The organism is Mycolicibacterium canariasense (genome assembly GCF_002101555.1).
Taxonomy (GTDB): Bacteria; Actinomycetota; Actinomycetes; order Mycobacteriales; family Mycobacteriaceae; genus Mycobacterium; species Mycobacterium canariasense.
The window spans coordinates 115,120-137,405 of the sequence record NZ_LQOL01000045.1; the positions used below are offsets into that span (position 1 = coordinate 115,120).

The 22,286-nt window shown below is 68.0% G+C and carries 24 protein-coding genes and 2 pseudogenes; 11 read left to right on the forward strand and 15 right to left on the reverse strand.

Features of this window, described 5'->3' with window-relative positions; translation table 11 throughout:
* Positions 1-103: 103 nt before the first annotated feature.
* Together AWB94_RS11705 and AWB94_RS11710 are read right to left on the reverse strand one after the other, a co-directional pair.
* Positions 104-796 (reverse strand): haloacid dehalogenase type II, encoded by a 693-nt coding sequence (locus AWB94_RS11705; protein WP_062659062.1) that lies wholly within the window; start codon positions 794-796, stop codon positions 104-106.
* A 9-nt stretch (positions 797-805) separates the two neighbouring features.
* Positions 806-1,411 (reverse strand): TetR/AcrR family transcriptional regulator, encoded by a 606-nt coding sequence (locus AWB94_RS11710; RefSeq protein ID WP_062659061.1) that lies wholly within the window; start codon positions 1,409-1,411, stop codon positions 806-808.
* Positions 1,412-1,513: 102 nt separating this feature from the next.
* Here AWB94_RS11710 and AWB94_RS11715 point away from each other — a divergent pair, with 102 nt between their 5' ends.
* Positions 1,514-2,746 (forward strand): FAD-dependent monooxygenase, encoded by a 1,233-nt coding sequence (locus AWB94_RS11715; RefSeq protein ID WP_062659060.1) that lies wholly within the window; start codon positions 1,514-1,516, stop codon positions 2,744-2,746.
* Positions 2,747-2,759: 13 nt separating this feature from the next.
* Here the strand turns inward: AWB94_RS11715 and AWB94_RS11720 are convergent, their stop codons facing one another.
* Positions 2,760-3,071, reverse strand: a complete 312-nt coding sequence (locus AWB94_RS11720) for a hypothetical protein (RefSeq protein WP_131805388.1) — start codon at positions 3,069-3,071, stop codon at positions 2,760-2,762.
* A gap of 169 nt (positions 3,072-3,240) precedes the next feature.
* Positions 3,241-3,858, reverse strand: a complete 618-nt coding sequence (locus tag AWB94_RS11725) for a maleylpyruvate isomerase family mycothiol-dependent enzyme (RefSeq protein WP_062659058.1) — start codon at positions 3,856-3,858, stop codon at positions 3,241-3,243.
* Between the two features lie 222 nt (positions 3,859-4,080).
* Here AWB94_RS11725 and AWB94_RS11730 point away from each other — a divergent pair.
* Positions 4,081-4,830, forward strand: a pseudogene (locus AWB94_RS11730) (L,D-transpeptidase); the annotation flags it as partial.
* A gap of 3 nt (positions 4,831-4,833) precedes the next feature.
* Here the strand turns inward: AWB94_RS11730 and AWB94_RS11735 are convergent.
* On the reverse strand, positions 4,834-5,262 hold the full coding sequence (locus AWB94_RS11735; RefSeq protein ID WP_062659057.1) for a type II toxin-antitoxin system Rv0910 family toxin: 429 nt from the start codon (positions 5,260-5,262) through the stop codon (positions 4,834-4,836).
* Between the two features lie 8 nt (positions 5,263-5,270).
* Complete coding sequence (locus AWB94_RS11740; RefSeq protein ID WP_062659056.1) at positions 5,271-6,263, reverse strand: hypothetical protein; 993 nt, start codon at positions 6,261-6,263, stop codon at positions 5,271-5,273.
* Between the two features lie 256 nt (positions 6,264-6,519).
* Between AWB94_RS11740 and AWB94_RS11745 the strand changes: the two genes are divergently transcribed.
* A complete protein-coding gene (locus tag AWB94_RS11745; RefSeq protein WP_062659157.1) occupies positions 6,520-7,152 on the forward strand; it encodes an FKBP-type peptidyl-prolyl cis-trans isomerase in 633 nt (210 codons plus the stop codon).
* A 45-nt stretch (positions 7,153-7,197) separates the two neighbouring features.
* On the opposite strand, the gene AWB94_RS11750 is transcribed toward AWB94_RS11745, so the two are convergent.
* Positions 7,198-8,418 carry an oxygenase MpaB family protein gene (locus tag AWB94_RS11750; RefSeq protein ID WP_062659055.1) on the reverse strand — a complete coding sequence of 407 codons (1,221 nt, stop codon included), beginning with the start codon at positions 8,416-8,418 and terminating at the stop codon, positions 7,198-7,200.
* 73 nt (positions 8,419-8,491) lie between these two features.
* Here AWB94_RS11750 and AWB94_RS11755 point away from each other — a divergent pair, with 73 nt between their 5' ends.
* From AWB94_RS11755 to AWB94_RS11775, 5 genes are all read left to right on the forward strand, one after another.
* On the forward strand, positions 8,492-9,124 hold the full coding sequence (locus AWB94_RS11755; protein ID WP_062659054.1) for a TetR/AcrR family transcriptional regulator: 633 nt from the start codon (positions 8,492-8,494) through the stop codon (positions 9,122-9,124).
* Between the two features lie 45 nt (positions 9,125-9,169).
* A complete protein-coding gene (locus AWB94_RS11760; protein WP_109762548.1) occupies positions 9,170-10,051 on the forward strand; it encodes a sialate O-acetylesterase in 882 nt (293 codons plus the stop codon).
* A gap of 95 nt (positions 10,052-10,146) precedes the next feature.
* Positions 10,147-11,034 (forward strand): cutinase family protein, encoded by an 888-nt coding sequence (locus AWB94_RS11765; RefSeq protein ID WP_234811713.1) that lies wholly within the window; start codon positions 10,147-10,149, stop codon positions 11,032-11,034.
* Positions 11,035-11,144: 110 nt separating this feature from the next.
* Positions 11,145-11,786, forward strand: a complete 642-nt coding sequence (locus AWB94_RS11770; RefSeq protein ID WP_131805387.1) for a hypothetical protein — start codon at positions 11,145-11,147, stop codon at positions 11,784-11,786.
* Positions 11,787-11,974: 188 nt separating this feature from the next.
* A complete protein-coding gene (locus AWB94_RS11775; RefSeq protein WP_062659155.1) occupies positions 11,975-12,340 on the forward strand; it encodes an Hsp15 family ribosome-associated heat shock protein in 366 nt (121 codons plus the stop codon).
* Between the two features lie 9 nt (positions 12,341-12,349).
* On the opposite strand, the gene AWB94_RS11780 is transcribed toward AWB94_RS11775, so the two are convergent.
* The 5 genes from AWB94_RS11780 to AWB94_RS11800 form a co-directional block, all read right to left on the reverse strand.
* Complete coding sequence (locus tag AWB94_RS11780; protein WP_062659051.1) at positions 12,350-13,534, reverse strand: acyltransferase family protein; 1,185 nt, start codon at positions 13,532-13,534, stop codon at positions 12,350-12,352.
* A 25-nt stretch (positions 13,535-13,559) separates the two neighbouring features.
* Positions 13,560-13,949 (reverse strand): VOC family protein, encoded by a 390-nt coding sequence (locus AWB94_RS11785; protein ID WP_062659050.1) that lies wholly within the window; start codon positions 13,947-13,949, stop codon positions 13,560-13,562.
* Entirely contained in the window at positions 13,946-15,016 is a 1,071-nt protein-coding gene (locus tag AWB94_RS11790; protein ID WP_062659049.1) for a threonine aldolase family protein, read from the reverse strand. Before AWB94_RS11790 ends, AWB94_RS11785 begins: the two co-directional genes overlap by 4 nt.
* A 5-nt stretch (positions 15,017-15,021) precedes the next feature.
* Positions 15,022-15,654 carry a hypothetical protein gene (locus AWB94_RS11795; RefSeq protein WP_062659048.1) on the reverse strand — a complete coding sequence of 211 codons (633 nt, stop codon included), beginning with the start codon at positions 15,652-15,654 and terminating at the stop codon, positions 15,022-15,024.
* A gap of 92 nt (positions 15,655-15,746) precedes the next feature.
* Complete coding sequence (locus tag AWB94_RS11800) at positions 15,747-16,634, reverse strand: TIGR03854 family LLM class F420-dependent oxidoreductase (RefSeq protein WP_062659154.1); 888 nt, start codon at positions 16,632-16,634, stop codon at positions 15,747-15,749.
* Between the two features lie 106 nt (positions 16,635-16,740).
* Between AWB94_RS11800 and AWB94_RS11805 the strand changes: the two genes are divergently transcribed.
* On the forward strand, positions 16,741-17,193 hold the full coding sequence (locus AWB94_RS11805) for a Fur family transcriptional regulator (RefSeq protein ID WP_062659047.1): 453 nt from the start codon (positions 16,741-16,743) through the stop codon (positions 17,191-17,193).
* Between the two features lie 34 nt (positions 17,194-17,227).
* Complete coding sequence (katG, locus tag AWB94_RS11810) at positions 17,228-19,465, forward strand: catalase/peroxidase HPI (RefSeq protein ID WP_062659046.1); 2,238 nt, start codon at positions 17,228-17,230, stop codon at positions 19,463-19,465.
* 56 nt (positions 19,466-19,521) lie between these two features.
* Here the strand turns inward: katG and AWB94_RS11815 are convergent.
* A pseudogene (locus tag AWB94_RS11815) lies at positions 19,522-19,734 on the reverse strand (ABC transporter ATP-binding protein); the annotation flags it as partial.
* A 107-nt stretch (positions 19,735-19,841) separates the two neighbouring features.
* On the opposite strand from AWB94_RS11815, the gene AWB94_RS11820 reads away from it, so the two are divergent.
* Complete coding sequence (locus AWB94_RS11820) at positions 19,842-20,654, forward strand: MBL fold metallo-hydrolase (RefSeq protein ID WP_062659153.1); 813 nt, start codon at positions 19,842-19,844, stop codon at positions 20,652-20,654.
* On the opposite strand, the gene AWB94_RS11825 is transcribed toward AWB94_RS11820, so the two are convergent.
* On the reverse strand, positions 20,640-21,560 hold the full coding sequence (locus AWB94_RS11825; protein ID WP_084395427.1) for an extracellular catalytic domain type 1 short-chain-length polyhydroxyalkanoate depolymerase: 921 nt from the start codon (positions 21,558-21,560) through the stop codon (positions 20,640-20,642). The genes AWB94_RS11820 and AWB94_RS11825 overlap by 15 nt on opposite strands.
* A gap of 436 nt (positions 21,561-21,996) precedes the next feature.
* Positions 21,997-22,286, reverse strand: a 290-nt coding sequence (locus AWB94_RS35525; protein ID WP_207626221.1) for a hypothetical protein, incomplete at its 5' end; no start/stop codon positions are given.

Sequence of the window (22,286 nt, forward strand, 5' to 3'; positions counted from 1 at the left end):
CCGACCGCGCGTTAAGGGCGGTCGCGGGACAGCCGTGCAGATCAGCCGACCGTATCCCGACCAACCGGGTACCCGGGTCCCCGTGCGACGCAAACGCGTTGGGTCACTCGATCTCGGCGACCGAAGCGACGTACTGGTCGACCCGACCGGGAGCCATCTCGTGCGCGAGCCCGGGGTCGCCGTACTCGAACGGGCGGTGCAGGAAGATCGTGCCCATCCCCAGCGACCCCGCTGCTTCGAGGTCGTACGGGTGAGCGGCCACCATCGCGGCCTCGCCAGGCGCGATGTCCAGGTACTGCAGTGCGCGCAGATAGGTTCTCGGATCGGGCTTGAAGGCGCCGACCATTTCCGCGGTGAAGATCGCGTCCATATCGATGGCGAGGCGCTTGAACAGTGTGATCATGGTGCTCATATCGGTATTCGACAGGGTTGCGGTGATCGCCTGTCTGCGCAGTCGCGCCATTCCGGTTCGGACGTCGGGCCAGGGCTCCAGTCGCTGCCAGCTCGCCGAGGCCAGCCCGGTGTCGCCGGGGCTCGGCCGGTCCAGGCCGTAGCCGGCGCACACGTCGGCGAAACCTGCCGCATAAAGGTCTTGCACCCGGCGCCAATCATCGACGCTCTGCGGGATGCTCCGAACCCGCCGAAAATAGTCCTCGCGCCATGCGCGGGTGAAGTCACCCGGATCAACCGTTGTAATATGCTGATTGTCAAGGTAATTCGTCACGGCATCGGTTACCGGCCCGAAGAAATCCAGCAACGTGCCCTGGACATCGAAAAGGTAGGCCCGAAACCGCATGCCGCCACCCTACCGCTGGTCGCGACCGAAGTTCGTTGCCAGCGGCAGGAATACATCGTCGACGATCTCGGTGATGGTCTGCGCCGGAACGGCCGCCATGGTCATGAACATCTCATGTCGCACCAGATCGACCGGCAGCGTCACGATCCGGGCCGGTGGCACCGCGGCGAGTTCGCCTCGCGCCACAGCTCGTTCGATGACGGTGTCCATGATGGACGGGCCCTCCGGCACGAACCACGTGCGAATTTCCTTGGGCGACCCTTCGGCGTCGTCGTAGTAGGCGCCGAGCCGGACGGCAATCAGTCCGATGATGCGTGACCGGCGCTCACTCAACTCGGTGAGTAGGGCCAGCATGTCGGTACGCAGGCTTCCGGTGTCCGGAGTCGAGATCCCGTCGACCTCTCCCCTGCGGCGGATCACGGCCTGCAACAGATCCCGTCGCGACGGCCAACGGCGGTACAGCACGGACCGGGCGGTGGACGCCCGCTCGGCTACCGATTCGATGGTGAATCTGTCATAGCCGGCCTCGATGAGTTGTTCCCACCCCGCGTCCAGGATGGCGGACTCGAGCGCGGCGCCACGACGTCGTTGGACGGAAGGCTCTTTAGAGGACACTTGCGTATCTTATCGCACGAGGCTATGGTCGGAGCAGATAAGCTACATTGACGTATCTAATTCTGTGAAACCACTTTGCGGACAGCACTATTGGAGGCTCGCATGCCCACTGCCAGCGCCCTGATCTCCGGAGCCAGCATCGCCGGACCGGCACTCGCGTTATGGCTGACCGAGGCCGGCTGGGATGTCACCGTCGTCGAGCGTGCCGAGCGGCTGCGCACCAGCGGATACCCGATCGACATCCGCGGTACCGCGACCGAAATCGTGCATCGGATGGGACTGCACGATCAGGTCAGCGCGCGGCGCTACCGCCATGAGCGGATGACCGTGCTCTCACCGCGCGGCCGCAGGTTGTGCACCCTCGATTACGGTGGACTGCTCGCCGACTCCGCCAGCGGCGATGTCGAACTCACCCGCGGTGCACTCAGCGAAGTCCTCTATCGGGCCGGTGCCGACCGTGTCGACTACGTCTTCGGCGACACGATCACCGCACTGACCCACACCGACACCGGCGTCGACGTCACCTTCGCCCATCGAGAAGCCCAGACGTTCGACGTGGTGATCGGTGCCGACGGCATCCACTCCAACGTCCGTGGCCTCACGTTCGGCGATGAATCGCAGTTCGTCCGCCACCTCGGCCCCTACGCGGCCATCTGGGACATGCCGCCGGATTTGTTCCCTCCGGGAAGCGGTTTCATGTATTCCCACCCAGGGAGGACCGTCGTGGTCGAGCGTCACCAAGACGGACCCGCCCGCGCATTCCTGGTCTTCGTCCATCCGAATCCCGGCTCGGTGGACCGCCACGACGAGCGGGCTGTGGTTGCCGCCCTCCGCGATGCGTACCGCGGCGACCGCTGGCGCACCGACGAGATCATCGCGACCCTCCCGGACTCCGAAGACGTCTATTTCGACACCGTCAGCCAGGTGCGGATGCCGTGTTGGAGTTCGGGACGGGTCGCACTGGTGGGTGATGCGGCCTACGCCCCGGCACTGCTGTCCGGCCAAGGCACCAGCATCGCGATCGCCGGTGCCTACATCCTGGCCGGCGAGCTGGTCCGACAGCCCAGCCCGCAGGACGCGTTCGCCGCCTACGAACACCGCCTGCGCGGGTATGTGGAGAGAAATCAGAGTCTGGCACTGCGCACGGATTCGACCGTCATCTCACGTACCGGTGCGGCGCTGTTGCGGCGCAACATCAAGCTGACCCTGGTGCCATGGTTGCAGCGGTTCGGGATCGCGCATCTGCTGCAGACGCAGCTTCGTTCGGCGGCCACCGATCTCGCGCTGGCTCCGCACGATCTGCAGCGCAGCGGCACCGCCCAGCGGACCACCTGACGCCGCGTGCGCTTCACAACAGCTCGGGCGTTGTCGGGGGTTCGTCTGCGAGGAATGCGGTCACCATCGGCGCCACCAGGTCAGTTGCCCCCGACAAACCCACATGCGACATTGCCGCTAGCACCGCCAGTCGAGCGGTCGGAATGTCTTGTAGCACTCCGGCCGCCGCGGCCCGGATATCACCCCCGCCGCGTAACAAGAACATCGAGACGACGTGCTCCAACCGCACACCGTCCGCGTCACCGGCGATGATCATCGTCTTGGCCGAGATCGTGCGCATTTGCGCATCGCCGATGTCCTGGTCCTCGACGTTCAGCCGCTTCACCTTCTCCACGTAAGCCGCGAAGGCCGCGCCGTCGGGAGCTGGCTGCCATGCAGACCAGCTTGCCCACCAGCGACGGATGGCGGCTGGCGAGCTGAAGGGCGACGCCTTGTCCCCATGAAGTGTTCCTCTCGTCACCGTTTCCGGGATAGACGCGAGAAGTGGCCGGAACTCATCGCGCGGCCAATTCCGCCACGCCGGGGCCGCTCAGCTCGTCCAATGCCACCGCGCGTCCACTGGCGGCAAGGAGAACGGAGACCGCCGGCCCTTCGATGGTCAGCCCGTCACCGACGGTGAAGCCGGCGTCGGTGCCGACCAATCTCAGCCCCGTGAGCCGGCGCTTGCCACCGGAGAACCGATCCGCGGCCAGATAGGCGACGGCGGCCCCGATGTGGTCGCGACGGTAGGCGTGCACCAACCCGAGTGGTCGCCGGATGTCCTCGGCGTGCACCACGATTTCGACGATCCGGGAGATCACCGGAAGTGGTGGCGACGCCGTGCATTTCATCGCCGCGGAAAACTGCGCGAGCAGCTGCTGGGGGTCACGTGAGCGCCCCGCGGCGATTTGGCGGCGCACGATCCGCTCAGGGCTGAACCCGGCCCGTACGATTTCGGAGACGAAGCGGCGTTTGGACAGCGTCGCGGTTGCCGCCAGATGGGCCACCACGTCGCGCACCGTCCACCCCTCACACAGCGAGTCGGCATCCCACTGTGCGTCCTGCAGTGCCGCGAGATCACGGGCCAGCACCGCGCGCTCATGGTGCACAACCGTCCAGATATCCCCCGCCACCCGATGAGCACATCACATCCCGGCGGGACCGTCACCCCGGCTGTCACAGCAAGCGTGGCTAGGATCCGGGGTCGACAACCTCGGCCGCGGTGAAACGGAGTAAGCCCAATGACGATTGTGCGGCGGGGCGCGATGCTGCTCGCGCTGACGGCCACGGTGCTGGCCGGTGTGGTCGGCACACCGGCGGGCGTCTCGCATGCCGATGACCCGCTCGTGCCTCCGGTTTCGCTGACCTCCACCTCGGGTGCGCCGGTACAGAACGGCGGCACCTATGGCATCGGGATGGTCGTGGTGGCGCACTTCGCCGCGCCCGTGGCCGACCGCGGCGCCGCCGAACAACAGCTCTCCGTCACCACCGAACCTCCGGTGGCCGGCGCCTGGCACTGGGTCAACGATCAGACCGCGCATTGGCGCCCGCCGCAGTACTACGCTCCGGGCACGGTCGTCACCGTCGGGCAGGACGCCCCCGTCACCTTCACCATCGGCGCATCGCACGTATCGATCGCCGACGACACCACCAAGCAGGTCAGTGTGTACGACGGCGGCACACTGGTCCGGACGATGCCGACGTCGATGGGCCGGGGCGGCACCGAGACCGTGGGCAACACCACGCTGAGCTTCTGGACCCAACCCGGCGTCTACACGGTGATGGACAAGAGCAACCCGGTGATCATGGATTCCTCGACCTACGGGCTGCCGATCAACTCCCACCTCGGCTACAAGGAGTCCATCGCGTACGCGGTGCGGATCAGCACCGACGGCGTGTACCTACACGAACTCGACGCGACCGTGTGGGCGCAAGGCAAGACCGACACCAGCCACGGCTGCCTGAACCTCAATCACGACAACGCGCAATGGTTCTACAACTTCTCCGTGCCCGGTGACGTGGTGGAGGTGCGTCACACCGGCGGAAAACCGTTGCAGCTCTGGCAGAACGGCGACTGGAGCGTGCCGTGGGACCAGTGGGCGTGAAAGCTATTGCAGTTCGGCCAGATTCTGCACCGATCGGCGTACATCGGATTTCAGCACGGCAGCAACCAGCCTCCCGACCGGTCCGCTGAGCAGTCCGCCGGACAGATCGGCCAGCACACGCAACGTCGATCCTGGGTCGTCGGGAGTCACCGTCATGGTCAAACCGATCCGGACCCCGCCACGGCCGCGGCCGCAGAGCCGGATCTGCTGCGGCTCTTCATAATCGGTGACCTGCCAGTCGACGGTATTGCGAAAGCCCTTGACCTTGATCAGCGATGACACCTGCATGCCGACGGCGATGACATCCGGCGGCGGCCCGCACCAGCCGGCGAAGATGGTCAACCATTCATCGAAACGCCGCAGATCCGACGCCAGCTTCCAGGCCTGCTGCGGCGTCAGGTCCGATGTCACGGACACGTCGACATTCGCCATGTGGTCGGTCAGCCGATCCCGACGACTTCTTGAGCGATCGCCGCGAGCCTGGTCTGCGCGGCCGAGACCACCCGCTGCCGGTTCTTGTGGGCTTCCTCCCACGCCACGATGGTGCGGATATCGGCCGGGTCGGTCAGCTCCTTGACCGCGGCGACGGCGTCCGGGACAGCCAGTTCGTCATACCCGGCAATGGGCAGCTCGGACGGATCCAACGCACCTGCCGCCGACCGCAGCGCCCGTAGGGCGTCCGCGGCCTGCTCGGCCCCGTCACCGCGGGTGATGTCCTCGGCCGCGGCCAGCGCCGCATCGCGCGAACCGGCGATCACCCGGCCGGCCAAGTCCCCGGCATGGGCGCCGCGGTCGATCAGCTCATCGACGTTGGGCCGGACATTGCGCAAACCGTGCAGCAGGCGGTCCAGACCACGTGCCGTCCAGATACCGGGCAGATTGGCCAGTTTCACGGCGGCGCCGGCCAGGGCCTGGGCCGGCGTGCGACGCAGGGCCGCCGGCCCGCCGAGCGCGTCCTCGGCCAGCACCGTGGTCAACCACTCGACGGTGGCGGCGTGCGCGGTGATGAGCCGATCGGCCAGTTCGACGACGTCGCTCCGCTTGGCCGCCACGGCCAGCGCCTTGATATAGCGGGACCGGTCCAACAGCTGGTCCTCCAGTGCCAGGTCACCGAGCAGCGCCTCGTCGAACGGTTCGGCCTGTTCGGTCAGGGCCTTCACTGCGGCCGCGGCGCGCCCGAGGAACGGGCCGACGACGTCGGGATAACCGCCGAGGTCACGAATCGCCCGCTCGATGGCCCCGGCACGGTCCCGGGCATTGGCGGCGTTCTGGGTCAGCTCACGCTGCACCGCCTCGGTGCGCGCCTGGGCACGCCGGGTTTCGGCGATCTGGATCTCGGTGTGGGTCAGGTCCAGCACTGTGCGCAGCTGAGCGAGCAGTGTGGTGGTGTCGGTGTCAGCCGGTGTGATTCGAGCCGGTGTGATTCGAGCCATTGTGATTCGCCCCTTCGCGTTGACGGATGTGTCGGCGCTGGGTGCACCTTGCTCACCCGGTTACCCGGGTCCGCCGCGGCGAACTCGCACCGACCGGCGTTCAGCACCATGACTTGCGTCACAGCGGCGCAATGAACACCGGTGGACGTCGCCGCGCTGCGCGTCGACATCGAATCGTTTGACCCTCGGCAATCGATGTCGCGGCGTTCGGGGTTGCCTGGCCGAGCCGGCCCGGCGCGGCTGTAGCGTGGCGGGCGTGAATGCATCCCGTGCGTCTGCTTCGGCCGTCCTCGTCGTCGGTGCCACCTCGCTGGTGCTGACCCTCGCCGGCTGCGGCTCCGAGTCGGACAACTCCTCCAAGCCGTCGGCCAGCACGCCCTCGATCGCGCAGGTGGCGTCGTCCCTGCCGGAAGCGCCCCCGGCTACGCTCAGCTGCCCGACGGCGGCGCCGGCCGACCCGGGCACCCCGGAGTGGACGCTGGCCGGAGCCACGGGCAACGTCGCTGTCAGCGGGTCGACCGACACCGCCGCGCCCTACGTGAAAGTGGGCGGACCGTTCAGCGTGACCGAGACCCAGGTGCACACCCTCAAGGCCGGCGACGGACCGGTGGTGCCGGACACCGCGACCGTGTCGGTCTGCTACATGGGCGTCAACGGGCGCGACGGCACGGTGTTCGACAGCAGCTACGAACGCGGCACCCCGGCCGATTTCCCGCTCAACGGTGTGGTCCCCGGCTTTCAGAAGGCGATCGCCGGTCAGAAGGTCGGCTCCACCGTCGCGGTGGCCATGACCTCCGCCGACGGCTATCCCAATGGGCAGCCGGCGGCCGGCATCCAGCCCGGTGACACGCTGGTCTTCGCGATCAAGATCCTGAACGCCGGCGCCTGAAGCCTGCGCCCTGTTGTTCGGTTGACCGATCGGGTGGGATAGCGGCTAGGCAACCCGACTCACATGTTCGACGGATTGGCCGATCGCCGCCTCCCCGTCGCCGATCATGGTGCGTAACAGGGCATGTTGTTCGCGCTGGCCGCGCCGGGCGGCGCGCTCCATACCGCCGGGGATGGCCATGTCGATGACGCTACGGGCGACGTTGATCGGGAGACGCATCAGCGGATACCAAGGCGGCACATAGGCGGGCAGACCGAGCATCCGCATGGCTCGGGGCCCGAGGAAGCCGCTGGTCACCGAAAGGTGCTGGGCACGTGCCAGCCTGCGGCGCAGGGTGGGCAGATGGTCGTAGTGCCAGCTCATCGGGTCCTCGACCATGGGGGCAGCCAACTGCCGGGTCGACTCGTCGGGCGCCGACAACGCGGTCAAGGTGTGGAACAGGACGCGCACGGCATCGCGGAAGTCGCGTGGCAGCCACTCATCCTCGACACCGATGAGCCACCCCACGTACCGGGTCAGGTGTGCGATGGCCTCCAGATCGGCAGGGGCGGTGAGGATTCCCATCCCGAGCCCGCCGACGGGTGGTGCGATCAGCGCGCCGACAAGGGTGGCAGCCATATCGGTCTGATTGACCGGCAGTCCCCAGTCCCCATCCCGCCAACCAGGCATGCTCGCCAGGTGTCGGCGGACGAAGGCGTGGATGAGCCGCACCCTGATGGTGGAGCGATAGCCGATGCCGAGTGGCTCCAGCCCGCCTTCGGAGATGACGTCGATGGCCCATTGCATGGTCTCGGCGAATCGCTTGTTGGACCCTTTTTCCAGCGCGCCGGTACGCAGCAGCGTCTTGTTGAAGCCGGAGAACTGGTAACCGCCCAACAGTGAGACGTCCCGGGCGACGTACATGCCGTCGGCGCCGCCGCGGCGCAACGCCCGTTGACCGCGACGCAGAACCTCGACGTCCACCCAGTCCGGCATGGTCTCCACACTGACGAAGAAATCGCGCAGGGGTGCCGGGGCCTCGGGAACGCGAGCGATGCCTTCGGTCAGCGCTCGGTCGAACATCGGGCGGGTCTCGGTCAGTCCGGTGTCGACCATCCAGTCCAGCAGCCGATCCATGGGTTCATCTCCCACCGTCAGCCGCTCCCCCAGCCGTTGCCATTGCCGCCCGGTGGGAGCGCCGATCCCGAGCGCCCGGGCCAGCAGTTTGACCATGCCGGGCACCGGTCGGGGCGACTCGGGATGCCGAGTCGGGATGGGTGCGGTCATCGACGCTCCTCGCTGAGCAATCATTTGGACTACAGGCGTAGTCGAAAGCTAGCGCGGGGGTAGAGTGCTGTCAATGAAACGCGCGGAAGTGGTGCGTGACTACGGCGGAATCTCGGCGGCCGATCGCCGCGCCGACCGTCGCCGCAAGCTGATCTCCGCCGGCCGGCAGATCTGGGGCGAGTCCGGCATCGCCGATGTCACGGTGCGCGGCGTCTGCTCAGCCGCCGGTCTGATCACCCGCTATTTCTACGAACAGTTCGACTCCCGCGACGCCCTGCTGTTCGCGGTGGTCGACGAAGTGCGCACGCAACTGCTGGACGCCATGGTGCTCGCCGGTGTCGGGGAGAGCGGCGACCTGCGAGACAAGCTGCGGGCAGCGCTGACGGCGTTCCTCGACATCGTCGCCGACGATCCGCATCTGCATCGCATCATCGTCGGCGACGTCACCGGTGTGCCCGGACTGCTCGAGTACCGGATGCAGTTCCTGGACATGATCGTCGCCTCGATCATCGAACAGGCTCCGTCGGTGCTGGGCTCGGCGCTGCCCGATGCCATGGCAATGCGGCGCGGCGCACTGTTCATGGTCGGCGGTGTCAACCAGATCATCGCCGAGTGGCTACGCGAACCGCGGGAGACCGTCGGCGAACTGGCCGCGCTGTGCGCCGATCTGTGCGTGGCGGTTGTCAGAGACACCGTCGAGCGGTAACCGCCGCCGAATCCGCGGGCCACGTCCGGTTGTACTGTGCTGGCCATGCGCAAACGCCGCAATCCCGACGGTGACGCCCCGCTGTGGAAGCTGGCGGTGTTCGAACTGAAATGCTTTGTCAAGCGTCGGTTGGCGCCCAAGGCGATCCCGGTGACGGCCCCGGAGCAGCCGTACCTGGTGGTGCCCATTCTCGGTCAATCCAACGCTTTCGGGATGGGGCTGCCGCTGGACCGTGACGGTGCCGACAAGGCGCATCCCCTGGTCCACCAGTGGGCCAACAGTGGACCGTCGAAGAACACCGTCGTGCTCGGTGTCGACCCCCTGTTGCACGAAACACCCTCGCGCCGTGTCGGTTTCGGCGTCACGTTCGGCAAAGAGCTTGCGACGGCGACCAACCGGGCGGTCCTGCTGGTGCCGTGCGCCCGCGGCGATACCTCATTCCACCCCAAGAACGGCTACACCTGGGATATCGCGGACACCAAGACCCGCCGGAATCTGTACCGAGAGGCGGTGTCGGCCATCGACGCGGCGCTCGCTCGATATCCACGCAGTTCGGTGGCCGCGGTGCTGTGGCACCAGGGCGAGTCCGACGTGCCGCTGATGAGCGCCCCCGAGTACCAGGACAAGCTGGACGCGTTGTTCGGCGATCTGCGCACCCGGTACGGGCCGGAAGTACCGATCATCCTGGGCGGCATGGTTCCCGAGGAGATGGAGCGCAGCGGCAAGGATTACGCGCCCATCAACGCGGTGCACGCCGATACCCCGCACCGGATTCCGCGGACCGCCTTCGTCCCGGGCATCAGGGGCGCGTTCAACAGTGATGTCGACCGGCACTACAACGCCGCCGGCCTGCGCACCCTGGGTAGGGCCATGTGGGAGGCCTACCGGACGATCGATGGGACAACCGATTTGGGCCCGCAGTCGTGAGAAGACGCCCAATTCCTAATAAGACGGTGTGGCTTCGGTGATAGGACTCTGGCGGCCCGGGGCAACGACCACCGATGTGTGTCAGCATTTCCCTTGTGACCTCCTGGCGCAACGTTGCTGCGGTCGGTGTCGCGGCCGCAGGATCCGTGTTACTGCAGAGCGCGACCGTGCTGCTCGGCGCGGCGCTGCCCACCGCGCGGGCAGCAGGTTGTCCTGACGCCGAGGTCATCTTCGCGCGCGGGACCACCGAGGACCCAGGGCCCGGCCCCACCGGTGCCGAATTCATCGATGCACTGCGCAACAAGGTTCCCGGCAAGTCGGTCGGGGTGTATGCGGTGGACTATCCGGCCACCCTCGACTTCGGCACCGCGGTCAGCGGGATCTCCGATGCGCGGGCGCACATTCTGGCAACCGCGGCGGCGTGCCCCGACACCAAGATGGTGCTCGGCGGGTTCTCTCAGGGCGCTGCGGTGATGGGTTTTGTGACCGCCAGTACCGTGCCCGACGGTGTGGATCCAGCAACGGTGCCCGCCCCGATGCCGCCCGAGATCGCCAATCACGTTGCCGCCGTTGCATTGTTCGGCAAACCGTCGGCCCGTTTCATGCGCGCCATCAACGACCCGTCGGTGACGGTCGGCCCGCAGTACGTCGCCAAGACCGTCGACCTGTGCGTGGACAATGACTTGGTGTGCGACCCGACCGGCCGGAGCTTCTCCGCGCACAACACGTACTTCGACGCCGGCATGGTGGATCAGGCTGCCGTCTACGCTGCCAACGCCCTGCAGGCGAGTTGGGCCGCCGCGACGCCCGGCGCACCCACGGCACCCGCCGCCCCGTTGATTCCGGTCACGGCGCATCTCGGCGGACCAGCGCCGTCGGCCACGCCCGCTCCGGTGGCACCGTTGGGTCCGCCCCCGGGCCCGGTGCTCGCGGCGCCCGCGCCGGGCGCGGGTCCGGCTCCGGCCGGCGCCCCGGTTCTCTGACGAGTCGCCCCCGGCCGTCCTGACACCTGCTGTCGGGACTGCTATCGTCGCCTGCACATGCATTTCTTCGTGGGGGCGAACCGTTGATCAATTCTGAACATCTGGTTTTCTTGGCGCACCGTCGATTGGGGCGTCTCGACATCCCCAGCAAACCTCGATTCGGCAGCAAGACAGCCACGGACTGGTTTCTCGGGGCCATCCGAGAATGCAGCCGTTATCTCGAATTCGGGGCCGGAGGTTCCACTTACACCGCCGCTCAGCACGGCGTCGAGTTTGTCGCCGTCGATTCCGATCCACTCATCCTCGGCGCGGTTCAGCACCGCATCGCGGCCGACGGTCTACTCGACCCGGCCGCCCAGTCCTACCACTACGCCGACATCGGGCCGATCAGCAAGTGGGGCCGTCCCCGCCACGCTCGGTTCGCCGGGCCCGAACGGGTCGAGCAGTTCCGGCGCTACTCGGATCCCCCCACTGCCTGCTTGACCGGCGACAAAGCCCCGGACTTCGTGCTCATCGACGGCCGGTTCCGGACCGCGTGTGCCCTCAAGGCGTTGTGCATCCTGCAGGACGCGCCGGACTGGACACTGGCCATCAACAACTACACGGGCCGGCACGGGTACGCGGCGATCACCGAGTTCGCGAACATCGACGAGGTCGTCGGTGATCGCATCGCCGTCATCCACTCGGTAAAGGACCACGACCCCGAAGAACTGGACGAGAAAATTCGGCATTACGAGACCGTCCTGGACTGACACCGTCGGATCTCATCGATTAATCGACCCGAAGAGCCAATTTCAGCAAACAATTATCAGTTAGCCGTCCACCATCTCCCGGGGAATATTCGGCCACGGCTGGAAAAAGATGTGTCATTTCGGCCGATTCGCGGCAATCGTCACGCGTCGGGCACCGCGGGCATGGTGGTGGGGCCATGATGGAGGGCATGGAGTCGACGCGTGTGGACCGCTGGCTGTGGGCGGTCCGGCTGACGAAAACCCGGCCGGACGCCGCGGAAGCCTGCCGCGCCGGCCACGTCCGCATCAACGACCGCACCGCCAAACCGGCGACGACCGTGGTTCCCGGCGACACCGTCCGAGCCCGGGTCGGCGATACCACCCGCATCGTCGAAGTGGTGCGGGTGATCCAGAAGCGGGTCGGCGCCGCCGACGCCGTGAACTGCTACCTCGACCGCACGCCCCCGCCACCGCCGGCCGTGGCCGCCCCGGTGGCCGTGCGGGATCGCGGTGCCGGCCGCCCCACCAAACGGGACCGCCGTGTGCTGGACAAGTGGCGCGCGGGCCAACTCTGACGGCCGGGCTCAGGCCGCCCGGGTCCGGTCGGCCGCGGAGCCGCCGCCGGCCTCGGTGAGCGGCAGCACCGCCGCTTTGCGACGGGTCTCCCAGCGCTGCAATGCGATTCGGCAGGGCTCCTCGATGAGTGCGTAGCTCACCGCGGCCATCGCGAGGCCGAAGACCAAGGTCAGCAGCAGCACGGCGATGAAGCCGGCGGCCGACTCCGGCCGGTCCAGCAGCGCGAACACCACACTCAATGCCGCCAAATGCCAGATGAACAGCCCGTAGGACCACTGCCCCAAGGTGACCATCACCGGGCTGCCCAGCACCGGGTGCCGCGCCGAGGGACGGTCCAGGACGAGCGGGGCCAGCAGCGCCGCCGCGACGACCGCTCCCAGCGCCGTGCGGATCACGAACTGCCCCACGGTCGCGTGCGCCGATCCGGTCGGGATCACCAGCGGCGAAGCGGACAGCACAAACGCCACCACCGCGATCCCCGCCATCACCGCCGGCCGGCGCGCGATGCGGTGCATCCAGTTCTCGGGCCGGCAGGTGAACTCGGCGAGCAGGATGCCCACGGCGAACCAGGACGCGTAGGCGGGCGCCCAGTTCAACGGATTGGCATCGTTGGGCGCCGGGATGGGCAGATACGCCCACCCGAAACTGGCCACCGCGACCGCGGCGATCACCGGCACCCGCGCGCGCACGGGCAGTCGCCGCACCGCCAGCGCCAGCACCGGCAACGCCAGATAGAACGTCACCTCGACGGACAGACTCCACATCTGGGTCAGGCCGGTGACCAGGGCCTGCGGCACGTAGACCTGGGTGAGCGTCAGGTTGGCCAGCCACACGGTGCCGTTCGCGCCGTGCGCGTCGGGCAGCAGCGCCAGGATGACCACCACGGCAAGCAGGTACGCGGGCATGATGCGGACCAACCGCGACCGCAGATAGCGGCCGGCATCAGGCGATTCTTCGAGCCCGTGCGCCGCCGCGGCGTGCCCGCGCCACAACAGGAAACCGGACAGCGCGAAGAACACCGCGACCGCGAGGTCCAACCGGATCCACAGGGGTCCGAACAACCCGACGGATTGTCGGGTCTGCGTCGCCACGTGGGTGATCACCACCGCGACGGCGGCGGCCCCGCGCAAACCCTGCACGGCCGGCAGGAACGCGCGCGTCCCGCCGGCCGGCTCCGCTGGCGAATGGCCCACAAGTGACCAGTGTGCCCGACGGGCACTACCCGTGGTGCTGCGCGATCTGGATCAGGTTTCCGCAGGTGTCGTCGAGTACCGCCGTGGTGACCGTCCCCATCGATACCGGCTGCTGGGTGAACCGCACCCCGCGGTCCACCAGGCGGTGGTATTCGGCCTGGATATCGTCGACGGCAAACGACGTGAACGGGATGCCGTCGGCGACCAGGGCCTGCTTGAACGGCTTGGCCGCCGGATGCTGGTCCGGTTCGAGCAGGATCTCGGTGCCCTCGGGTTCCTCGGGTGAGACGACGGTGATCCACCGGTACTCGCCCATCGGTACATCGTGCTTCGGCCGAAAACCCAGGACCTCGGTGTAGAACCGCAGCGCCTTGTCCTGGTCGTCGACGAGCACGCTCGTCACGTTGATTCTCATGCGAATTCCTCCCGGATGACGGCGACGAAGTCGTCGACATCGGCTTCGGTGGTATCCCATGCCGTCATCCATCGAACCTCGCCGCGGGCGCGATCCCAGTCGTAGAACCGCACGCGCTCGCGGATCCGGTCGGCCGTCGCGGTGGGCAGCGTCGCGAACACCGCGTTGGCCGACGTCTCCTGGGTGAACGCCAAGCCCGGCAGCACGCCGTCGGCGATACCGGCTTCCAGCGCGACCCGCAACCGGGTCGCCATGGCGTTCGCGTGCCCGGCATTGCGAGTACCCAGTTCGCCGTCGAACAGAGCCAGCAATTGCGCCGAGGCGAACCGCATCTTGCTGGCCAGCTGCATGGTGAACTTGCGCAGATAGGGCAGTCCGTCGGCGCGCTGGGTGTCGAGCACCACGACGGCCTCCACCCCCAGCAGGCCGTTCTTGGTGCCGCCCAGGCTGAGGATGTCCACACCGGCCTCGGTGGTGAACGCACGCAACGGCGCTTCCAGGGCGGCGGCGGCATTCCACAGCCGCGAGCCGTCGACGTGCACGGCCATCCCGTGCGAGTGCGCGAGATCGGCGATCGCCCGCACCTCGTCCGCGGTGTAGACGGTGCCCATCTCGGTGGTTTGGGTGATACTCACTGCCAGCGGCTGGGCGCGATGTTCGTCTCCCCAGCCCCACGCTTCGCGGGCGACCAGTTCGGGGGTGAGCTTGCCGTCGGGTGTCGGCACCGTCAGCAACTTGATGCCGGTCACGCGCTCCGGCGCACCCGCCTCGTCGGTGTTGATGTGGGCGGTGGACGCGGCGACGACCGCACCCCACCGGGGCAGCACGCTGGTCAGCGCCACGACGTTGGCACCGGTGCCGTTGAAGACGGGGAACACTTCGGCCGCGGCACCGAACTGTTCCCGGATGACGTCCTGCAGGCGGACGGTGTAGACGTCTTCCCCGTAGGCGACCTGATGGCCGCCGTTGGCGGCAGCGATGGCGGCCAACGCTTCCGGATGCACTCCGGCGTAGTTGTCGCTGGCGAATCCCCGCCAGGACGGGTCGTGCAGTCGGGCGAGCGGCACTCTCGTTACGGAGTCGGGGCGCCGGGCGCGACGATCGGCGGCGCGGCGGGATCAGCCGCGGGTGCGGGGGCTCCCGGCGCGGGCTCGTTCACCCACGCCGGTGGGTTCGGATCGCTGAGGGCGACGTACCCGGGCGGCAGCGCCGGTCCGCCCCCCGGAGTGCCCGGCGGCGCCGCGACGGTGACCGGCAAGGCCGGCGTCGAGGAACTCGGGTCGGTCAACGAGGTGTAACCCGGCGGCAGCTTGGGGGCGGGTCCTGCCCCGGGCGGGGCACCGAGCCCGACCCCGGCGTCCTCCGGCGCCATCGTCAGCTCGCCGATCGGGTCGGCACTGTGGAAGGTGTGCCAGATGTCGCGCAGATAGCCCAGCTGCCCCGGCGTCTGCCCCTGCCCGTACTGCTGGTTGGCGACCTCGGGCACCGGCGGGGCGCCGGGCGGCGGGGGCGGCTGCGCACCGACGGGCTCGTTGGCCACCAGCACGGGCTGGCCGGGAGCCGGCTCGGCGGGCGCGCCCGGCGCCGGCGTCGGGATCAGCGGGTCGGGCTCGGCGGCGGCCTGACCCGCGCCTGCCAGCGCGCCGCCGACGATGACGCCGCCGGCAACAGCGGCGATGGCCGCCGCGGAGATCCGGTCAAACATGTTTGAGGTTGTCCTCTCCTCGACACTGGGTGCAATCCTCTATGCCCGCCCGCCGTCGCGTCAACGCGAGCTCACAGACTCGGATCGGACTCTCAGTTCTGCCTGGGCAACAACTCCGCGGCGAATCGGTCCACGAAGTCGGCCGAATCGGGTCCCGCGCCGAGCGGCCGGACCACGAACTTGGTCAGGCCCGCGTCGATGTACGCGTCGAGTTGCCGGTGCAGCGCCGGCCAATCGGGTGCGACCAGCGTCGCCGGGTCGAGGTCGGGACGGCGGGCGCGCACCGCCGCGGCGACCGTATCCGGCAACTCGCCCGTCCCTACCGCGAGATTGATCCCGTAATGGTCGGCCTCGATCACCCGGCCGGCCCGCTCGGCGGCCTCGACGATGGCGCTGCGCGCCTGGCCCGCCTCCTGTGGTGTCAGGAAGCTGCCCAGCCAGCCGTCGCCCAGCCCCCCGATCCGGCGATAGGCCGCCTGCGACGATCCACCGATCCAAATATCCATCGGCGCAGTGGGTTTCGGAGTGATCACCGCGTCACGGACACGGTGATGGTCCCCGGTGAAGGTCACCGGCCCGGTACTTCTCAACACGGTCCGCAGCAACGTCAGCGCCTCGTCGAACACCGCCGCACGGCGACCGTCGGGCACCGGGAACAGGTCCCGTTCGGCGGGTAGTGCCGAGCGCAGCCCGAAAATCGGCAGGACCCGTTTGGGCGCCAAAGCGGCCAGCGACGCCAACTCCTTGGCCACCAGCACCGGGTGCCGGCCCGGCAACACCGCCACCGACGTGCCGACCTTGAGCCGGTTCGTCCGCGCCAGCGCGAACGTCATGCCCACGACGGGGTCGACGGCCGGCGAATACACCAACTCCGAGAACCACAACGAGTCGATGCCGGCCTCTTCGAGCTGATCGACGAACGCCGGCAGCGCGGCAGGGTCGGCCTGGGCTCCCAGTCCCACTCCGAAGCGGATCTTCATGCAGCGCATAACACGGTGCAGCAGCGTTTTGTGCCGGGGTCGGGATTTATACGCAGACCGCCAAGAAAATGTTTAACGAGTACAGATAACGGGCAATAGTGATGCCGTGGCGTCAGATGCGGACTACGCGGACCTGCTCCGCGCTGCCGCGCTGCGGGTGACCCGGCCGCGGATCGCCGTGCTGGAAGAGGTCCAGTCCCACCCGCACGCCGACACCGAAACCATCTTTGCAGCCGTGCGCAACGTCCTGCCCGACGTCTCGCGCCAGACCGTCTACGACGTCCTCAATGCCCTGACCTCGGTCGGGCTGCTGCGCCGCATTCAACCGCTCGGGTCGGTGGCCCGCTACGAGACCCGGGTGGGCGACAACCATCACCACGTGGTGTGCCGGAATTGCGGCACCATCGCCGATATCGACTGCGCCGTCGGCGCGGCGCCCTGCCTCACGCCGGCCGACCTGGACGCCGCCATCGACGGCTTCGTCCTGGACGAAGCCGAAGTCATCTACTGGGGCCTGTGCCCCGACTGCTCTGCCTCGGTTTCCCGATCCGATCCGTGATCACAGCCCAGTCACCAACCCGGAAGGAAATGTTGTGTCAACCGATACATCCGACAGCCGCCCGCCCCACCCGGACACCGGTACCGCCAGCAACAGCGAGAGCGAGAACCCGGCCATCGCGTCCCCGAAGCCCAAGGCGCACGGCCCGCTGACCAACCAGGACTGGTGGCCCGAGCAGATCGACGTGTCGCGCCTGCACCCGCACGCCCCCGACTCCAACCCGCTCGGCGATTCCTTCGACTACGCAGCCGAATTCGCCAAACTCGACGTCGAGGCCCTCAAGGCCGACCTGCTGTCGGTGATCACCACCTCCCAGGACTGGTGGCCGGCGGACTACGGCAGCTACGCCGGTCTGTTCATCCGGATGAGCTGGCATGCCGCGGGCACCTACCGCATCTTCGACGGGCGCGGTGGCGGCGGCCAGGGCCTGCAGCGCTTCGCGCCGCTGAACAGCTGGCCCGACAACGCCAACCTGGACAAAGCGCGCCGGCTCCTCTGGCCGGTGAAGCAGAAGTACGGCAACAAGATCTCCTGGGCGGACCTGCTGGTGTTCGCCGGCAACGTCGCGCTGGAGTCCGCCGGTTTTCAGACTTTCGGGTTCGGCTTCGGCCGCGAGGACGTGTGGGAGCCCGAGGAAGTGCTGTTCGGCGAGGAGGACACCTGGCTGGGCACCGACAAGCGCTACTCCGGCGAGCGCGAACTGGCCCAGCCCTACGGCGCCACCACGATGGGTCTGATCTACGTGAATCCTGAAGGCCCCGAGGGTAATCCGGATCCGTTGAAGGCGGCCGTGGACATCAAGGAGACGTTCGGCCGGATGGCGATGAACGTCGAAGAAACCGCGGCACTGATCGTCGGTGGCCACACGTTGGGCAAGACGCACGGAGCCGGCGACGGCGACCTGGTGGGCCCGGAGCCCGAGGGCGCCCCGATCGAGCAGCAGGGCCTCGGGTGGAAGTGCCCCTTCGGCTCCGGTAACGCCGCCGACACCATCACCTCCGGCCTGGAGGTGGTGTGGACGCCCACCCCGACCAAGTGGAGCAACTCGTTCCTGGAGATCCTGTACGGCTACGAGTGGGAATTGGTGAAGAGCCCGGCCGGGGCGTGGCAGTTCGAGGCCAAGGACGCCGAGGCCATCATCCCGCCGCCGTTCCCCGGCGGACCGAACCGCAAGCCCACCATGCTCGTCACCGACGTGGCGTTGCGGGTGGATCCGGAGTTCGGCGAGATCACCCGGCGCTGGCTGGACCATCCCGAGGAACTCAACGAGGCGTTCGCCAAGGCCTGGTACAAGCTGCTGCACCGCGACCTCGGCCCGATCACGCGTTATCTGGGCCCGTGGGTCGCCGAGCCACAGCTGTGGCAGGACCCGGTGCCGCCGGTCGAGGGTGAGCTGATCGACGATGCCGACGCCGCGACGCTGAAGGCCAAAATCCTGGATTCCGGGCTCTCGGTGCCGCAGCTGGTGAAGACCGCGTGGGCCTCGGCGTCCAGTTTCCGCCGCACCGACAAGCGCGGCGGCGCCAACGGGGCCCGGCTGCGCCTTGAGCCGCAACGCAGCTGGGAGGCCAACGAGCCGTCCGAGCTGGAGAAGGCGCTGCCGGTGCTGGAGCGGATCCAGGCCGATTTCAACGCCGGCGGAGCCAAGAAGGTGTCGCTGGCCGACGTCATCGTGCTCGCCGGTAATGCCGCCATCGAGAAGGCGGCCAAGGACGGCGGTGTCCCGGTGACGGTCCCGTTCACCCCGGGCCGCACCGATGCCACCCAGGAGGACACCGACGTGGAGTCGTTCGCGGTGCTGGAGCCGCGCGCCGACGGCTTCCGCAACTACGCCCGCCCCGGGGAGAAGGCTCCGCTGGAGCATCTTCTGTTGGAGCGCGCCTACCTGCTGGGCGTCACCGGGCCGGAACTCACGGTGCTGGTGGGCGGTCTGCGTGCGTTGGGCGCCAACCACGGCGGGAGCAAGCACGGTGTGTTCACCGACCGCCCGGGCACGCTGAGCAATGACTTCTTCGTCAACCTGCTCGATATCGGTACCGAGTGGAAGCCGTCGGAAACGCAGGAGAACGTCTACGAGGGCCGCGGCCGCTCGTCGGGTGAACTGGTGTGGACCGCGACGGCGAATGACCTTGTGTTCGGCTCACATTCGGTGCTGCGTGCGGTCTCCGAGGTCTACGCGCAGGCCGACGGAGCGGAGCGATTCGTCAACGACTTCGTCGCCGCGTGGGTCAAGGTGACCGACAACGACCGGTTCGACGTCAAGAAGAAGTAGTGCGATCTGTGCACGTTCTGTCGCGCCTGACGTGACAGAACGTGCACAGATCACCGGGGCAGGCGGTAGAGCTGCTCGGGTACCAGCTGGTCGGCTATGGTCATCGCCTCCTCCTGGTCATGGTTCACGTACAGGGCGGTTATGCCGAGTCCCTGTTGCAGGCACCGGATTTCGGAGCGCAGCTCGACGCGGAGTTTGGCGTCCAGGTTGCTCAGCGGCTCGTCGAACAGCAGCACCGACGGAGTCCGTACGAACGCTCTTGCGATGGCCCGCTCGGCCGTCTCCTCCTTGCCCACCCCGGCGTTGCGCACGGTCCCGCCGGTCTCGAATCGGCCGGCCAGGGCGGGAGCTAGGCTGAGTTCCCATGGCGGACACCATCGACGCGCGGCGGCTCGATCTCGGTTTTGCCGTACTGGGCGGCCCCACCACAGTGATCGACATCGCCGGGCTGCGGTTGGTGATCGACCCGACCTTCGATCCCGCCGGCGACCACGGATACCTCACCAAGACGGCCGGGCCGGCCGTTCCCGCCGAGCAGTTGGGTGCGGTGGACGTGGTGCTGGTCAGCCACGACGAGCATCCCGACAATCTGGACACCGTGGGGCGCGAGTTCGCCCGGCGGGCGCCGGTGCTGCTGACCCACCCGCGCGCCGCCGAGCGCCTCGGACCGTCGGCGCGCGGGCTGGAGCCGTGGCAGAGCATCGACCTGCCCGGCGGACACGGGCACGCGGTCATCGTCCAGGCGGTCCCCGCAGTGCACGGCCCCGCGGACGGGACCCGCAACGAGACGGGTCATATCAACTGCGAGGTAACGGGTTTCGTGGTGTCGGGCGCCGGAATCCCGACGGTGTACCTCAGCGGGGACAACGCCTCGCTGGACGCCGTCCGGGCGATCAGGGACCGAGTCGGCGCGGTCGACGTCGCGGTGCTGTTCGCCGGTGCGGCCAGGGTCGCGGCCAAGGAGCGCAACCGGCCGCTGACTCTGACCGGCCAGCGCGCCGCGGCGGCCGCCGAAGTGCTGGGCGCCAAGGTGGTCGTTCCGGCCCACCTGGACAGCTGGGCACATTTCAGCGAGGGACTCGACGAATTCGTGGCCGCCTTCGACGAGGCGGGATTGCGCCGGCTGATCGCCACTGCCCCGCACGGCCGGTGGATCGTGCCGCGCCTCGCCGATTCAGCGCCCGTGTGAGTCGAAGAACCGCCACGACGCCTCCGAGGCATCGAAACCGCGGCTGGCCAGTCCCACCGCCTGCGGGGGCAGCACCTCCGGGGCGCCGGGCCACGTGTGTCCGCCGCCGTCGACGCGCATGAACACCACTTCGCCGCCGGGTGCGCACTGCGGATAATCGATCCGGTCGGTGTGCGTCCCGTCGCCGCTGGGTGCCAGTGGCTGCTGCGCGGGCGTATCGGCACATCCGTTGAGCTGACGCCAGCGTTGCACCAAGGCCGGGGCCGACACGATGTCGCTGACCCCACCGCGGCCCGTCATCGGACCGCCGTCGAACGGGACGATCGGATCGGCAGTGCCGTAGGCGGCCAGCACCGCGACCGGACGCGACGGGGCGCAGCCCACGTTCGAGCCGAGGGTGCCGGCGACCGGAGCGATGGCGGCGAACAGATCGGCGCGGTCACAGGCCAGCCGATTGGCCATGAACGCGCCGGCCGACAGACCGGTCACGTAGACACGCCCGGGGCTGATTCCGTAGTCGGACACCAACTTCGAGGCCAGCGCGGTGATGAATCCGACATCGTCGACGCCCTGGCGGTCGGGGACGGACGCTCCGCGGCCGTCGGCCCAGCTCATATCGATACCGTCCGGATACACCACGGCGAATCCGTGGGCGTCGGCGACGGCGTCGTAATGCGTGAGTGCGGCCTGGTCGCGGCCGGTCGCCCCGGCCGCGTGCAGGTTGATCACCAGTGCCGAGGGCCGAGATCCGGCGGGAAGATGCAACTCGTAGGTCCGCACCAGACCGCCGAAATCGAGCGCCGCCGCACCGGCCTGCGGCGCCCGTACCAGCGCGGCACCGTTGGCGCCGACGAGGCAGGTGACCGCGGCCAGTATCGCGCCGGTGTTCTTCAGAAGCTCACGCATCCGCGCACCGTAGAGCGGTCAGCCGAACGTCAACCGAACGGCAGGTGACCGGATGCGGCCACAGTGCGCACACAAGACCGTCCGATCCGGCACCCAGAATTCGTGACACACATCTTGTCTATCAGAATTCACAGGTTCTGTGCCGCAATTTGCCGGGTAACAAACGGCTATTTATCGCCGGCGTCAGATCAAGGTGTTCACGTGCCGATTCTCCAGCGATCGGCGTATCGCCGGGACCGGCGGCGAATGGCCCCCGATTTGCGAAACAACCGGCACCGGCAAGTGCACACCGGGCCGCGGACGCCGCGGGCCGCACCGCCGCGCACAGCACACGTACCAGGCCGTATGATGGCTGATACCAAGCGCTTTCAGTGCGTCACCAGCAGCGGGCCTGGCGTCGTCTGACCGGTATGAGAGAGGTTGACAGTTGGGTCGGTCACGACGCCTTGACGATGATTCGCGCGCCGAATTCGCCGCCGGGTTGCGCCTTCGCATTTCCGATTACGCGATGCGCATGTCCAATTCCGCACCATTCAGAAACCGAGCGACACGCAATTACGAAACGCGCCGCGCACGCCACCGTTCGGTGCTGCCGACGCTGAAAGACGGCGACGAAGCGGTCGCGGACGAGCTGCGGATGCGTCATATCGGGCTCTTCACAGATGAGGGTGTAGAGGTGGTTGGCGCGTCGTTGCCGGGATAGAGGTCGAGGTCTCTCGAAAATGA